The following is a 14,103-nucleotide window of genomic DNA, read 5'->3' as shown; positions in this document are numbered from 1 at the left end:
GTAAGAGAGTCGGTACACTGTCGACATACAGCCATCCATTCCTTCGTTGTCCCTGATCGAGAAGGTCGATGGACGGAGCCGGGTTCAAAGCAGTCCTTCGTGCTCTAGGCAAAACCCAGGTGGAGTTTGCCAGCGAAATTGGCGTGGCCCTACGCACTGTCCACTATTGGGCAAGCAAAGGCCCTCCGTCGGAGGTGGCCTATCTTCTCGATCTGATGGCTGCTCATGAGCTGCCATTCGGATTTTTGTCTGATAGTGATAGGGCTTCGATTGAACGGACTCTTGAAGCCGAATTAAATCGACTCCTCACTGCGGCTGGAGACAGTCGCCGTGAGGAGGTTATGTCAACAATCGAGAAATGGCTGAGTAAAAGCCGAAAACAGCTCGTCGGATCTGCTAAATAGAGCAGAATGTGTCATACGGTATTGCCCCTAGCACAACCTGACCTGACCGGCTGGCTTTGGACCGGGCTGATTGAGAGGATCAGCTAGGACCGAAGGAGTCGGATATGCGACGAGGTCAGAAGACGAGCGCAGAGCGGGTGGTGCTGAAGCTGCGCCAGATCGAGGTGCAGACCGCCCAGGGCAAGAGCTTGGCGCTGGCGTGCAAGGAGGCAGAGATCTCCGAGCAGAGCTGCGCGACGAGTGCCTGAGGCAGGAGATCTTCTACTCGCTCAAGGAAGCCCAGACTGTGATCGCCCTTTGGCAGAACACCTACAACCGCCTCCGGCCGCACTCGTCCTTGGGCTACCGGCCGCCCGCGCCTGTCAGCTTTCCCGATCTGGCCTTCCGCCTACCCTTGGCAGCGGCCAGGCAGTAGCCTCTCACTCGGCTCGGTCCAAAATACCGGTCAGGTCATCGGACTGAACGAGGTGCCTGGGCTGATGGGACATGCTCACCTGGACACAACGTTGCAGTATTACACCCATTCGGTTGCGAGCGTCGGGCAGCACCGCGAGCTAGTGGATCGCATGTCGCACAACCTTCTCACGGCGCCGGCCCCGCTCCCGCCCGCGCAACAACCCTGAGAGCGTGCGACATACACGCGACATTGTCTACTAAGTCATTAGAAATAGGCGTTATCTGTCCTTCCCAATGGAACAGGGGCTTGGCCTTGCGCTCCTCACGCGTCACAACGCGTTCCGCGCTATCACGGAGCCGCGCGATGGCAGACGCGAAGCGTACCTCATAAAAATCAAGGCGTTCCTCGTAGGCCTGCCCGTCGGATGCCAGCAGATCTGTGAAACGATCGAGGACGCAATTTCTCACGCGTAGGCTGTGGGCTAAAGCGGTTTTGCCGTCCACCGCCTCCGCTCGCGGCATTTGCTTCAGCAGCCGCCTGACCAGGATTTTATGGAGCTGCTCACTGAGTGTCAGCGCCCTCGCGCCATATGCGCGCCGTAAGAGATAAAGAACGCATTCAGAGCGAACATAGGCGGGATTGCTGCTAGGCAGGTTGCAGGTCCGAATGAGATCGGGATCACCGAGTTTGGTGAGTGATCCGATCCGGGATTCCACCTCCGGATCACGCTCGTAGGGTCGCCCGTCCAGACGCCGCTTGAGTAGCGTGAGACACCCGCCTCCGACCGCCATTTTCTTGCTTCGCTGGCTCGATCTGCCCTCTAGCCACAACTGCTACGTTAGGTTGGGTCACTCCGCAACAGGCTACGGCCTCACGTGTGCGCCATCTGTTGGCGCGGACTTTCTCGGCGCAGAGGCATGCGACGGATGCGAGGGGAATCCTCGAACTTCATGCCTCAGCACTGGTGCAGCTTGGTTGTTCGAGGAACGCGACGAGTTCAGGGTCGAACTCGACTTAACCGGAACGAAGCGAAACGCCGGGGCAAAAAGCCCTTATTTATCAACAGCGCTTGTGTGGCTGTGACAAATTATGCTGAGATCGAAGTCAAAAACGCACCCAAAAACGACAATCTATGGCGTGCGTCACGGGCGCCTTGGCGGAGAGGGGGGGATTCGAACCCCCGATGGGCTTGCACCCATGCCGCATTTCGAGTGCGGTGCATTCAACCGCTCTGCCACCTCTCCGCAGAGGTGTCGTATCGACGCGGAGCGCCCTAGCACGGGGCGGGCCGGCCCACAAGCCGGCTTTGCAGCGGATGGGGGACTTCGCCGTCTGGGCCCTTGCGGAGGGATGGGCCTGCGGTGTTCATGCCACCCATGTCCGACCTGTTCGTTTCCGCTGGTCTTGAGACGGGTGCGCCCCGGCCGCTCGCGGATCGTTTGCGCCCGCGTCGCCTCGCGGAGGTCGTCGGGCAGGAGCATCTCACTGGGCCGGACGGGGCGCTGACGCGTCTGCTCGCCTCGCGCAGCCTGGGCTCGCTCGTGTTCTGGGGGCCGCCCGGCACCGGCAAAACCACCGTAGCGCGGCTGCTCGCGCACGAGACCGCCCTGCATTTCGAGCAGATCTCGGCGATCTTCTCCGGCATCGCCGATCTGCGAAAGGTGTTCGAGGCGGCACGCAAGCGGCGCGCGACGGGCCAGGGCACGCTCCTGTTCGTCGATGAGATCCATCGCTTCAACCGCGCCCAGCTCGATGCCTTCCTGCCGGTGATGGAGGACGGGACCGTGACGCTCGTCGGCGCGACGACGGAGAATCCGTCGTTCGAACTGAATGCCGCCCTGCTGTCGCGCGCTCGGGTGCTGCTGTTCCGTGCGTTGGACGCGCCGGCCCTCGCGCGACTTCTGGCCCGGGCCGAGGAAATGGACGGGCAGCCGCTGCCCCTCGACGAGGAGGCGCGCGCGGCGCTGATCCGCATGGCGGACGGCGACGGGCGCGCGGCGCTGACGCTGGCGGAAGAGGTGTGGCGCTCGGCTCGACCCGGCGAGATCCTCGACGCGGAGACGCTTCAGAGCCTCGTGCAGCGCCGGGCGCCGATCTACGATAAGGCGCAGGAGGGGCACTACAACCTCATCTCCGCGCTGCATAAGACGGTGCGCGGCTCGGATCCCGACGCGGCGCTGTACTATCTCTGCCGCATGCTGGATGCGGGCGAGGACCGATTGTTCATCGCCCGGCGCCTCGTGCGGATGGCGGTGGAGGATATCGGACTGGCCGACCCGCAAGCCCTCGTCGTGGCGAACGCGGCCAAGGACGCTTTCGACTTCCTCGGTTCGCCCGAGGGCGAACTCGCGCTGGCACAGGTCACGGTCTATCTCGCCTGCGCGCCGAAATCGAACGCGGTCTACAACGCCTACAAGGCGGCCACGCGAGTGGCGAAGGCTGCGGGCTCGCTCGCGCCGCCGCGCACCATTCTCAACGCCCCCACGGGGCTGATGCGGCGGATCGGCTACGGCGAGGGTTACCGCTACGACCACGACGAGCCCGATGCCTTCTCGGGCCAGGATTATTGGCCGGAAGCGCTCGGGCGCCAGCACTTCTACGAGCCGACCGACCGGGGCATGGAAACCCGCTACCGGGAGCGGCTGGCCTATTGGGAACGGCTGCGGCAGGAGCGCCGCGGCGACGATTGACCGTCAGGGACGACACCGAGGGATCTCGACCGATCATGCAGGCTTACGCGACGCTCACCGCCACCTTCGCCCGGCTCGGCGCGCTGGAGGATGCGAGCGGCATCCTTGGCTGGGACACGCAGACCCAGATGCCGGACGGCGCCTCCGATACCCGCGGCGAGCAACTGGCCGTGCTGAGCGTGCTCGCCCACGAGATCCTCACCGACCCGCGCAACGCCGAGCGGTTCGACGCGGCGGAGGCGGAGGGCCACCTCGGCGAATGGGAGCGGGCCAACCTGCGCGAGATGCGCCGGGCCTATGCCCACGCGGCGGCGGTGCCGGGCGATCTGGTCGAGGCGGCCTCGAAAGCGGCGACGCGCTGCGAGATGGTCTGGCGCGAGGCGCGGCGCGATTCGGATTTCGCGCGCCTGCGTCCCCATCTCGAAGAGGTGCTGCGGCTGCAACGACGCGTCGGCGAGGCGAAGGGGGCGGCGCTCGGCCTCGCGCCCTACGACGCGCTGCTCGACGGATACGACCCCGGCATGCGGCGGGCGCGCATCGATCCGATCTTCGCGGCGTTGCGTGCCGTCTTGCCGGATCTCGTTGTCGCGGTGCGCGAGCGGCAGGCGGCTGACGCCCCTCCCCTGCCGCTGCCGGGTCCGTTTCCGGTAGCGACCCAGCGGGAGATCGGCCTGCAGCTGATGCGGGCCGTGGGGTTCGATTTCGCGCGCGGACGGCTCGATATCAGCCTGCACCCGTTCTGCGGCGGTGCGACCGACGACGTGCGCATCACCACCCGCTACGACGAGGCGAGCGCCACCGGGGCGCTGATGGGCGTGCTGCACGAGACCGGCCACGCGCTCTACGAGCAGGGCCGCCCGGCCGCATGGCGCCACCAGCCGGTGGGGCAGGCCCGCGGCATGAGCCTGCACGAGAGCCAATCGCTGCTCGTCGAGATGCAGGCCTGCCGCTCGGCCGAGTTCTGCGCCTACCTTGCGCCGACCCTGCGCGCGGCGTTCGGTGGCGAAGGGCCGGCCTGGGAGGCGGAGAACCTGCACCGTCTCTACACCCGCGTCGAGCCGGGCTTCATCCGGGTGGATGCCGATGAGGTGACCTACCCGGCTCACATCCTGCTGCGATACCGCCTGGAGACGGCGATGATCGCCGGCGACCTCACGGTGGCCGACCTGCCGGGCGCCTTCAACGACGGCATGAAGGAATTGCTGGGGCTCACCGTGCCCGACGACCGGCATGGCTGCCTTCAGGACATCCACTGGCCGGGGGGCAGCTTCGGTTATTTCCCGACCTATACTCTCGGGGCACTGGCCGCCGCGCAGCTCTTCAAGGCCGCCTGCGCCGCCCATCCCGGTATCCGCCCGGCCCTCGCCGAGGGCGATTTTTCGCAGCTGCGCGGCTGGCTGCGGGAGAACGTCCATGCCCGCGCGAGCCTGATGGAAACCGATGAGCTGCTGACCGCCGCGACCGGAAAGCCGCTCGGGGCGGATGATTTCTTGGCGCATCTGCGCAGCCGTTATCTCGGGACGGTGTAGGAGCGAATCGAACGATGTGGCAGGGCACTCGCTCGAGGCCTGGGTGAAAAGGGCGATCCCGTCAGGTGTTCGCCCTCAACGAGGCCGGTCCGGGGATTGCACTCTGCGGCCGGGGGCCGTAACGGAGCCGCCCTCCCCTCAGAATCCAAGCGATCCGGTCATATGGCGACCTGCGGCCTCGATTTCGGCACGTCCAACACCACCCTCGGAATTGGCATGGGCGCCCGTCCGACCCTGGTGCCGCTGGAGGGGACGCACCGCACTCTGCCGAGCGCGATCTTCTTCGCGCCCGGCCAGGAGGCGCAGATTGGGCGAGGGGCGATCGAAGCCTATGTCGAGGGCACGCCCGGCCGGCTGATGCGGGCGCTCAAATCCGTGCTCGGCTCACCCCTGATCGAGGAGACCACACCGGTCGGGCGCGAGCGCATCCGCTTTCGCGACGTCATCGCTCGCTATCTCACCCTGGTGAAGGCGCGCGGCGAGGCGGAAGCAGGCGTCGAACTCGACACCGTGGTGCATGGCCGCCCGGTCCATTTCGTCGACAACGACCCGGCCGCCGACCGCAAGGCGGAAGACACGCTGCGCCAAATCGCCGAGAGCATCGGCTTCCGCCACGTCCGCTTTCAATACGAGCCGATCGCGGCCGCACTCGATTACGAGCGCACGGTGACGTCGGAGGAGATCGCGCTGATCGCCGATATCGGCGGCGGCACCTCCGACTTCTCCATCGTCCGGCTCTCGCCCGAGCGGCATCGGCGCGACGAGCGGGCCGAGGACATTCTGGCCAATGACGGCATTCGCATCGGCGGCACCGATTTCGACCGGAACCTGAGCCTCGGCGCGGTGATGCCGCTCCTCGGCCTCGGGAGTCCGATGAAGCGGGCGGACCTCGCCGTGCCGAACGCCTATTTCCACGACCTCGCCACATGGTCGAGCATCAACCGGCTCTACAACCCCAAGACCCTGCGCGAGATCGACGAGGTGGTGCGCGACGCCGCCCGGCCGGAACTCGTGACCCGTTTGCGCAACGTCGTCGAAGCGGAGCGCGGACATTCCCTCGCCATGGCGGTGGAGGGCGCCAAGATCGCCGCCTCCGATGCGGGGGCCGGTACGGTCGATCTGGAATGGGTCGAATCGGGCCTAGCGGCGGATGTCGATCGGGCACGGCTGGCCGGACATACCGATGACCTCGCGCGGCGCATGGCGCAGCGGATCGACCGCTGCCTCGATCAGGCCGGGCTGACAGCTGATCGGATCGATGCGCTGTTCCTCACCGGCGGCTCGACCGGTCTGCCGCATGTGCGCGCGGCGCTGACCGCCTGCGTGCCGGGCGCGCGGGTCGTCGATGGCGACACGTTCGGTTCGGTCGGGCTCGGCCTCACCCTGGAGGCGGCACGGTTGGCCGCCTGAGGCGCCAGTTCGGCGCAGCGCGCCCTCCTGCCGCCCCACTCTCGAGAGCGGCTTTCGCAGGATCTGCAGACGGTCGGATCGATCCCGGCCGTTCATGGACGAGCGGAAGTTACACCGGTCGCCGCGGCTCGCCGCCTCTGCGCGCCGAGGGATCGTTGGCAAGGATTCTGCCGCGCAACCGGCTGCAGCGCTTTGCGCCGTCATCTCAGGGTGATAGCAGCGGCACATGAAGGGACGTCCACCACATCGCGGGTCCGGCGCAAAACGCGGACCCAGCGGGTTCGCGCCGCGTGCCGGCACGGGGCCGCGCACCTCCGCCAAAGACGCCGCGCAGCGCGCCGCCCGCAACCGCGGCGAGGACGCCGCCGAGCGCTCGCCCTGGGATGACGGCGCGACCAGCGAGAGCGCACCGCGCCCGAATCGCGTGCCCGAAGCCACGGCGCCGAAGCCGGACGCGCCGCGAGCTCGCGCCAAATCGCCTTCTGACAAGCCTCGCGCTGCCAAGCCGTCCTTCGCCAAGCCCTCCTTTGCCAAGCCTGACCCGGCCAAGGCGCCGCCCGCGGAGGCTCCGGCCGGCCCGACGCGCCGCGAACAGCGGGCTGCGGCCTCGGCGACGCTGGCGAGCGGCGTGCAGACGCTGACCGTCGACCCCGATGAGGCCGGGATGCGCATCGACCGCTTTCTGGGCGCGCGCTTTCCGCAGCTTCCCTTCACCCGCGTGCAGAGCATCGTCCGCAAGGGCGAGTTGCGGGTCGATGGCAAGCGCGCCAAGCCGAACGACCGGCTGGAGCCGGGTTCGAGCGTGCGGGTGCCGCCGCTCAAGCTCGACCAGCCGACCGAGAGGCCGCGCAGCGCCGCCAAGATCGATGGGGACGCCGAGTTCCTGCGTTCGCTGATCCTCTACGAGGATGCGGACATGATGATTCTCAACAAGCCGTTCGGCCTCGCGGTGCAGGGCGGCTCGGGCACGGTGCGCCACGTCGACGGCCTGTTGGAGGCGTTGACCGGGCCGGACGGACAGCGCCCGCGCCTCGTCCACCGCCTCGACAAGGACACGGCGGGCTGTCTGATCGTTGCCAAGACGCGTCTGGCCGCGTCGACGCTGGCCAAGAGCTTCCGCTCCCGCGCCGCGCGCAAGATCTACTGGGCGCTGGTGGCGGGCGTGCCCCGCACCCGCCAGGGCCGGGTCTCGACCTATCTCGTCAAGGATGAGCCAACCGACGCCGATGCGCGCATGCGCGTCGCCAAACACGGCGACGACGGCGCCAGCCACGCGCTTACCTACTACGCCACCGTCGATCAGGCAGCACAGAAGCTGGCCTGGCTCTCGCTGAAACCCGTCACCGGACGGACGCACCAGTTGAGGGCTCACGCCGCGCATATCGGCCACCCGATCGTCGGCGACCCGAAATATTTCGACGTGGAGAACTGGGAGCTGCCCGGCGGCATCCAGAATCGCCTGCACCTGCTCGCCCGCCGCATCGTGATCCCGCATCCGCGCACCGGCCAGCCGGTCGATGTCAGCGCCCCGCTGCCGCCGCACATGGCGCAGAGCTGGAACCTGCTCGGCTTCGATGCCGCCCGCTACGACCCGATCGTCGAAGCGCCGGAGGCCTGACAGAATCCGAGGCTCTTCACGAAAACGAGGAGAGCCTTGGAACACGGGCCTGTTGCCATAACTCTTGCTTCGTCAGTCGCTGCGTGGACGAGAACACCGCGAGGTGCTTCTATCGGAACCGCGTTCAGGCCCGGAAGCCCGTTGCCACAGTTCGAATCGACGGGCTGAGGCAGAGGTCGTCGGGACTGTCCAAAGCCTTTCCCTGCCACGGGCCGGTACAACGAGGTTCAGGATCGCATGAGGCCCGTCACCCTGTTGTCCGTCGCGCTGGCCAGCCTGCTCTGGGCCGCTGCGCCGGCTGGCGCGGCGCCTCCCGGCGATGGAGCGCCGGCGCAGCCCCAAGGACAATCGCAGGGGCAGCCCCAAGGTCCGCTGCAAGGACAAGTCCAAGGACCGCCCCATGCTGCGGCCCCTGCCCCGCCTCAGGCGGCACCGGCGGCGCGACCGCCGGGTGCGGGCATGCGGGCCTCCGAGCGCCGACGCCGCATCTCCTACGCCGCCTGTAACCGCGAATCGCACCGCCGCAGGCTGTCCGGCGGCGCCCGCCGCCGCTTCCTCGTACGCTGCCGCCTCGGTTACGAGCGGCGCCCGGCCTCGCAGCCGGCGCCCGCTCGCAGGCCGTGAGCCGACGGGGCGCTCCGGCCGTGCTCAAGCTGATCGTCTTCGATGTCGATGGCACCCTCATCGACAGCCAGCACCTGATCGTGGAGGCGCAGCACCGCGCCTTCTCCGAGCATGGCTTGGTAGCCCCGCCGCGCAAGGAGGCGTTGTCCGTGGTCGGGCTGTCCCTGCCCGAAGCGTTCCGTCGCCTCGTTGGCGAAGCCGGCCCAATCGAGTCGCTCGCGCACAGCTATCGCAAGGCGTTCCAGGCGTTGCGGGTCGATCCCGACTACGAGGAGCCGCTGTTCCCGGGCATGGCCGAGTTGGTCGAGCGGCTGCACCGCCGCGACGACATCCAGCTCGGCATCGCCACCGGCAAGTCACGCCGGGGCGTCAATCATCTCGTGGACAAGTACGGTTGGGAGCGCTGGTTCGCCACGATCCAGACCGCCGACGACGCCCCCTCCAAGCCCGATCCGGCCATGCTGCTTCAGGCCATGGCCGAGACCGGCGCCGAACCGTCGATGACGGTGATGATCGGCGACACGACCTTCGACATGATGATGGCCCGGAGCGCGAGCGTGGCCGCCATCGGCGTCGGCTGGGGCTATCACCCCCCCGGCGCGCTGTTCAGCGCGGGTGCGGTCACGGTCGTCGATTCGGCGGCGACCTTGAGCGACCTGTTCTCCGGCCCCCTAGACGATTCGCAGCCCGGCCCGGTGACGGAACGGCTCGCGACACAATAGGCGCATCCGCCGCCGCGACCGAGACTCGCGCGAGGCGATGAGAAATCCTATCTGCGGACCATGAGCACTTCAGGCGACGACGTCACCCGAGATTGGCTGGGCGAACCCGGCGAGAACGGAAAGCCGGACCGTGTCCAGGCCTCTCGCGCCGGTACGGGGCCGACGCTGCCGAAGCGCTTCTACGCGCAGGCCGGTCTCATGGAGGCCGAAGGCGGCTTCCGCCTCGTCCTCGACGGGCGCGGCGCCAACACGCCGGGCCGCCGGCCGCTGGTCGTGCCCGGCCGGGTGCTGGGTGAAGCGCTCGCGGCGGAATGGGAGGCGCAAGCGGACGTGATCGACCCGCGCACCATGCCGCTGACCCGCCTCGTCAACACCACGATCGACGGCGTGGTCGAGCGCCGCGCCGCGGTCGCCGAGGATCTCGCCGCCTTTGCCGGCACCGATCTCGTTGCCTACCGGGCCGGCGCGCCCGAACGCCTCGTCGCCGTTCAGTCCGAGGCCTGGGACCCGCTCGTGGCTTGGGTGGCTGAGACGCTCGGCGCACGGCTGTTCCTCGCGGAGGGCGTCATGCATGTCGAGCAGCCGGAGGGCTCGGTGGCCGCGTTGCGCGCCGCGATCGAGGCGGTGGACGATCCGTTCCGCCTCGCGGCCCTCCACACACTCACGACGCTGACCGGCTCTCTCGTGATTGCGCTGGCCGTACTGCACGGCCGCCTGAGCGCGGATGACGCCTGGGCGGCGGCCCATGTGGACGAGACCTATCAGGCGAGCGTCTGGGGGCGCGATGCCGAGGCCGAGGCGCGCCTTGCCCACCGCCGGACGGAGTTCAGGACCGCGGCGATGGTGGCGCAACGACCCAATTGAACGGCCGTCTGCACATGAATGATGCGGTTGCGACCGCTAGTAAAGCAAGATGCCTAATCTTGGATCGATTATAATATCCTGATCAGATTAATTCGAAGTGTCGCTTCAGCGCACTATCGGGCCGGCCTGTTTCTATTCCAATTTGGCATCGTCCAACTTTTGGAGACGAACGTGCCGACCCTTCGACTCAACACCCAGCGGATCGCCCTTGCTACCCTCACGGCCGTGCTCACCCTGAGCGCCGCCGCCTGCGCGACCAAGCCCCCGCCCGCACCGGTCGAGCCGGCGCCGCTGATCAAGAAGGGCTGAATTACGGGTTCGTCCGTAGCGAATTTCTGAAAGCACGCGGCCCCGGCCTTCGAGCCGGGGCCGCCATCTCAACCGCGAGGCCCGCGGATTAGCCGCGGTCGAGCGTCGTCCCGAACGGTGGTCACCGGCTTTCGGAGAAAAGGAGGATGCTCGCGCCGCGTCGCTGGCCGTTTCCGAGGGCGGGAACGCGTGCTAAGGGCGATCGATCGATGCAAGGTCAAGCTCTTACGCTCTGATCTGTATTCAAAAAACGATTTCGATCCCCAGGGAGTCTCGCCAGCACCATGAAGGACATTCTCGAGAAGCTTGAGGAGCGTCGCGCACAGGCCCGTCTCGGCGGCGGGGAAAAGCGGCTCGAGGCGCAGCACAAGCGCGGCAAGCTCACGGCGCGCGAGCGCATCGAACTCCTACTCGACCACGGGTCGTTCGAGGAATTCGACATGTTCGTGCAGCACCGCTCCACCGATTTCGGCATGGAGAAGCAGAAGATCCCCGGCGACGGCGTCGTCACCGGCTGGGGCACCGTGAACGGACGCACCGTCTTCCTGTTCTCGAAGGACTTCACGGTGTTCGGCGGCTCGCTCTCCGAGGCGCACGCGGCCAAGATCGTCAAGGTTCAGGACATGGCGCTGAAGATGCGCGCCCCGATCATCGGCATCTTCGATGCCGGCGGCGCCCGCATCCAGGAGGGCGTGGCCGCGCTCGGCGGTTACGGCGAGGTGTTCCGCCGCAACGTCGCGGCCTCCGGCGTGATCCCGCAGATCTCGGTCATCATGGGGCCGTGCGCGGGCGGCGACGTCTACTCACCGGCCATGACCGACTTCATCTTCATGGTGCGTGACACGAGCTACATGTTCGTGACCGGCCCGGACGTGGTGAAGACCGTCACCAACGAGGTCGTGACCGCCGAGGAACTCGGCGGCGCCAAGGTCCACACCTCGAAATCCTCGATCGCCGACGGCTCGTTCGAGAACGACGTCGAGGCGATTCTCCAGATCCGCCGCCTGCTCGACTTCCTGCCCGCCAACAACATCGAGGGCGTGCCGGAGATCGAGAGCTTCGACGACGTCAACCGCCTCGACAAGTCGCTCGACACGCTGATCCCGGACAACCCGAACAAGCCCTACGACATGGGCGAGCTGATCCGCCGGGTCGTGGACGAGGGTGACTTCTTCGAGATCCAGGCGGCTTACGCCCGCAACATCATCACCGGCTTCGGCCGCGTCGAGGGCCGCACCGTCGGTTTCGTCGCCAACCAGCCGCTGGTGCTGGCCGGCGTGCTCGATTCGGACGCCTCCCGGAAGGCGGCCCGCTTTCGTGCGCTTCTGCAACGCGTTCTCAATTCCAATCGTCACCTTCGTCGACGTGCCGGGCTTCCTGCCGGGCACGGCGCAGGAATATGGCGGTCTGATCAAGCACGGCGCCAAGCTGCTCTTCGCCTACAGCCAAGCGACTGTGCCGCTCGTGACCATCATCACCCGCAAGGCCTTCGGCGGCGCCTACGACGTGATGGCGTCCAAGCATGTCGGCGCCGACCTGAACTACGCGTGGCCGACGGCGCAGATCGCGGTGATGGGCGCCAAGGGCGCGGTCGAGATCATCTTCCGCGCCGAGATCGGTGACGCGGACAAGATCGCCGAGCGGACCAAGGAATACGAGGACCGCTTCCTCTCGCCCTTCGTGGCGGCGGAGCGCGGCTACATCGACGAGGTGATCATGCCCCACTCCACCCGCAAGCGGATCGCGCGGGCCCTTGGGATGCTGCGCACCAAGGAGATGGAGCAGCCCTGGAAGAAGCACGACAACATCCCGCTCTGACAGCGGGACCCACGGCGGGCCGCCCTTCGGGGCGGCCTTTTTCGTTCGCGCGGGGTCCGTCCTATCCGAAGTGGTCGGCCCGGCTTGTCGCCAATTCCGGCTTGCCGGCGATCAGCCGACGCTTCAGCCGCGCCAGCGCCTCGCGCTGCAGCTCGCTCGGAGCGGAATGGGCGGAGGCGACGTTGGTCAGCATCTCGACGAGCTGCATCCGCTCCTCGCCCGTCAGCTTTTCGCGAAACAGCGGCAGCAGCGGGTCGGCGACGAGCGAGAACGGGCGTGGCGCTCCTGCGTGTAGCGCCACGCCCGCTCGAAGGTCGCCGAGATCGTCTGAATCTCCAGCGGGTTTTCCATCAGTTCGAAGATGCGGGTCTTTTCGGACGCCGTGATCGGGCTGCCGGTCCGCACGATCTGGATCATCAGGATGACGGCGGCGAGCCGCACGTCGTTCACCCGCTGCAACGGCGTCCCGACGAAATTCTCGAAGGCCGACTTCGCCTTGCGCTGAAGCACCTTGGTGTCTTGATCGATCTCTTTGAGCTGCTTGACCGCGTGATGGGCCCGCAGAAGCCAGATCAAAACGCTGACGATGACGGCGGTGAAAATGACGAGGATCGGCAACCGGCAGTCTCCGCGAACGCACCAATGATGCGAATCGCCGCATAACCCACCACGCAGACGCGCAAGCGTCAAATGCCTGCCAATGGCGGCTTGGACGCTGTTTGTGCCAAGAACGACCGAACTGTCGCAGAGGGGCGGTGGTGGGCGCGACAGGGATCGAACCTGTGACCCTTCGCGTGTGAAGCGAATGCTCTCCCGCTGAGCTACGCACCCAAACACCCGACGTGCCGCCGCGGGTGGGCGGCACGGGCGTCGCTGTGGCGACGGAGGGCCGTATACGCCGAGGCCGGGCGCTCGGCAAGCGGGTTCAGCAAGGCGGCGACAGAAACGTGACGGTGCGCGGGATCGGACGATCTCTACCACCCCGCTTGTCCCCGGCGGCCGGGTCGGTTAGACGAGCGTACCGTACGGTACGGTACTGTCCAGCAACCGGATCATGCAGCCGAGCCCCCTCATCAGCGACGAGCTTTCGGCCGAGACGCCCACGCCGCGCCAGCAGGCGGTGCTGGATGCCGCGTTGGCGCTGATGGTCGATGGCCGTGATCCGCTCACCATGGATGCGGTGGCGCGCCGGGCGAGCTGCTCGAAGGAGACGCTCTACCGCTGGTTCGGCGACCGTGACGGTCTGCTCACCGCGACGGTCCGCTGGCAGGCCTCGCGGGTCCATGCCGGCCGCTACGACGTGAGCGGGCTGGATGCCGTCGCCTTGCGCAAGAACCTCCTCGATTTCGCCGAGAGCTGGCTTGCAGTCATTGCCAGCCCGACCTCGGTCGCGCTCAACCGTATCGCCATCGCCGATGCGGGGTCCCGCAAGAGCAATCTCGGCGGCATCGTGCTGGCCAATGGCCGCTTCGCCATCGGCGAGCGGGTGAAGCCGGTGCTCGAAGCGGGCCGCGCGGCCGGCCTGCTCACTTTCGAGGACAGCGAGGCGGCCTTCCGGACCTTCTTTGGTCTGGTCGGCCGCGATATTCAGATCCGACTTCTTCTCGGCGACGCGCTCGACCTCGACGCCGCCGAGATCCGGAGCGACGCGGCCCGTGCCGTCGAGCAGTTCCTGGCCCTCTACGGCCGGGCGAAACCCTGAACCGAAACCACTGACA

The 14,103-nt window shown here is 67.2% G+C and carries 11 protein-coding genes, 2 tRNA genes and 3 pseudogenes; 12 read left to right on the top strand and 4 right to left on the bottom strand.

What is annotated here, in order from left to right; genetic code table 11:
- Positions 1-68: 68 nt before the first annotated feature.
- The 3 genes and pseudogenes from M2437_RS06445 to M2437_RS06435 form a co-directional block, all read left to right on the top strand.
- Entirely contained in the window at positions 69-404 is a 336-nt protein-coding gene (locus tag M2437_RS06445; RefSeq protein ID WP_253386864.1) for a helix-turn-helix domain-containing protein, read from the top strand.
- 104 nt (positions 405-508) lie between these two features.
- A complete protein-coding gene (locus M2437_RS06440) occupies positions 509-652 on the top strand; it encodes a hypothetical protein (protein ID WP_253386863.1) in 144 nt (47 codons plus the stop codon).
- Positions 631-819, top strand: a pseudogene (locus M2437_RS06435) (integrase core domain-containing protein); the annotation flags it as partial. The gene M2437_RS06440 and the pseudogene M2437_RS06435, both read left to right, overlap by 22 nt.
- A gap of 167 nt (positions 820-986) precedes the next feature.
- Here the strand turns inward: M2437_RS06435 and M2437_RS06430 are convergent.
- Positions 987-1,517, bottom strand: coding sequence for a hypothetical protein (locus M2437_RS06430; RefSeq protein ID WP_253386862.1), 531 nt, complete (start codon positions 1,515-1,517; stop codon positions 987-989).
- 438 nt (positions 1,518-1,955) lie between these two features.
- Positions 1,956-2,045 (bottom strand) — tRNA-Ser (locus tag M2437_RS06425).
- A gap of 132 nt (positions 2,046-2,177) precedes the next feature.
- Between M2437_RS06425 and M2437_RS06420 the strand changes: the two genes are divergently transcribed.
- The 8 genes and pseudogenes from M2437_RS06420 to M2437_RS06385 all read left to right on the top strand — a co-directional run bounded on the left by M2437_RS06420 (position 2,178) and on the right by M2437_RS06385 (position 12,385).
- Complete coding sequence (locus tag M2437_RS06420) at positions 2,178-3,491, top strand: replication-associated recombination protein A (protein ID WP_003597247.1); 1,314 nt, start codon at positions 2,178-2,180, stop codon at positions 3,489-3,491.
- Between the two features lie 35 nt (positions 3,492-3,526).
- A complete protein-coding gene (locus tag M2437_RS06415) occupies positions 3,527-5,020 on the top strand; it encodes a carboxypeptidase M32 (RefSeq protein WP_253386861.1) in 1,494 nt (497 codons plus the stop codon).
- Between the two features lie 162 nt (positions 5,021-5,182).
- Positions 5,183-6,430: an Hsp70 family protein gene (locus M2437_RS06410; protein ID WP_253386860.1), complete on the top strand. Its 1,248-nt coding sequence runs from the start codon at positions 5,183-5,185 to the stop codon at positions 6,428-6,430.
- A 226-nt stretch (positions 6,431-6,656) separates the two neighbouring features.
- Entirely contained in the window at positions 6,657-8,048 is a 1,392-nt protein-coding gene (locus tag M2437_RS06405; RefSeq protein ID WP_253386859.1) for an RluA family pseudouridine synthase, read from the top strand.
- A 644-nt stretch (positions 8,049-8,692) separates the two neighbouring features.
- The gene (locus M2437_RS06400; RefSeq protein ID WP_253389593.1) at positions 8,693-9,394 is read left to right on the top strand and encodes an HAD-IA family hydrolase; all 702 of its coding nucleotides are present in this window, start codon (positions 8,693-8,695) and stop codon (positions 9,392-9,394) included.
- Between the two features lie 60 nt (positions 9,395-9,454).
- Positions 9,455-10,258, top strand: coding sequence for an ATP12 family chaperone protein (locus M2437_RS06395; RefSeq protein ID WP_253386858.1), 804 nt, complete (start codon positions 9,455-9,457; stop codon positions 10,256-10,258).
- A gap of 171 nt (positions 10,259-10,429) precedes the next feature.
- Positions 10,430-10,567: a hypothetical protein gene (locus M2437_RS06390; protein WP_003597261.1), complete on the top strand. Its 138-nt coding sequence runs from the start codon at positions 10,430-10,432 to the stop codon at positions 10,565-10,567.
- Positions 10,568-10,851: 284 nt separating this feature from the next.
- Positions 10,852-12,385 (top strand): annotated as a pseudogene (locus M2437_RS06385) (acyl-CoA carboxylase subunit beta).
- 61 nt (positions 12,386-12,446) lie between these two features.
- Here M2437_RS06385 and M2437_RS06380 read toward each other — a convergent pair.
- Together M2437_RS06380 and M2437_RS06375 are read right to left on the bottom strand one after the other, a co-directional pair.
- Positions 12,447-13,003, bottom strand: a pseudogene (locus tag M2437_RS06380) (tellurite resistance TerB family protein).
- 138 nt (positions 13,004-13,141) lie between these two features.
- A tRNA-Val gene (locus M2437_RS06375) sits at positions 13,142-13,216 on the bottom strand.
- A gap of 223 nt (positions 13,217-13,439) precedes the next feature.
- Between M2437_RS06375 and M2437_RS06370 the strand changes: the two genes are divergently transcribed.
- On the top strand, positions 13,440-14,087 hold the full coding sequence (locus M2437_RS06370) for a TetR/AcrR family transcriptional regulator (RefSeq protein WP_253386857.1): 648 nt from the start codon (positions 13,440-13,442) through the stop codon (positions 14,085-14,087).
- Positions 14,088-14,103: the final 16 nt, after the last annotated feature.

It is taken from the genome of Methylorubrum pseudosasae (assembly GCF_029504475.1).
Classification (GTDB): Bacteria; Pseudomonadota; Alphaproteobacteria; order Rhizobiales; family Beijerinckiaceae; genus Methylobacterium; species Methylobacterium extorquens.
The sequence above is the reverse complement of the archived record's forward strand: the minus strand, read 5'-3'. Positions and strand labels throughout refer to the sequence as shown.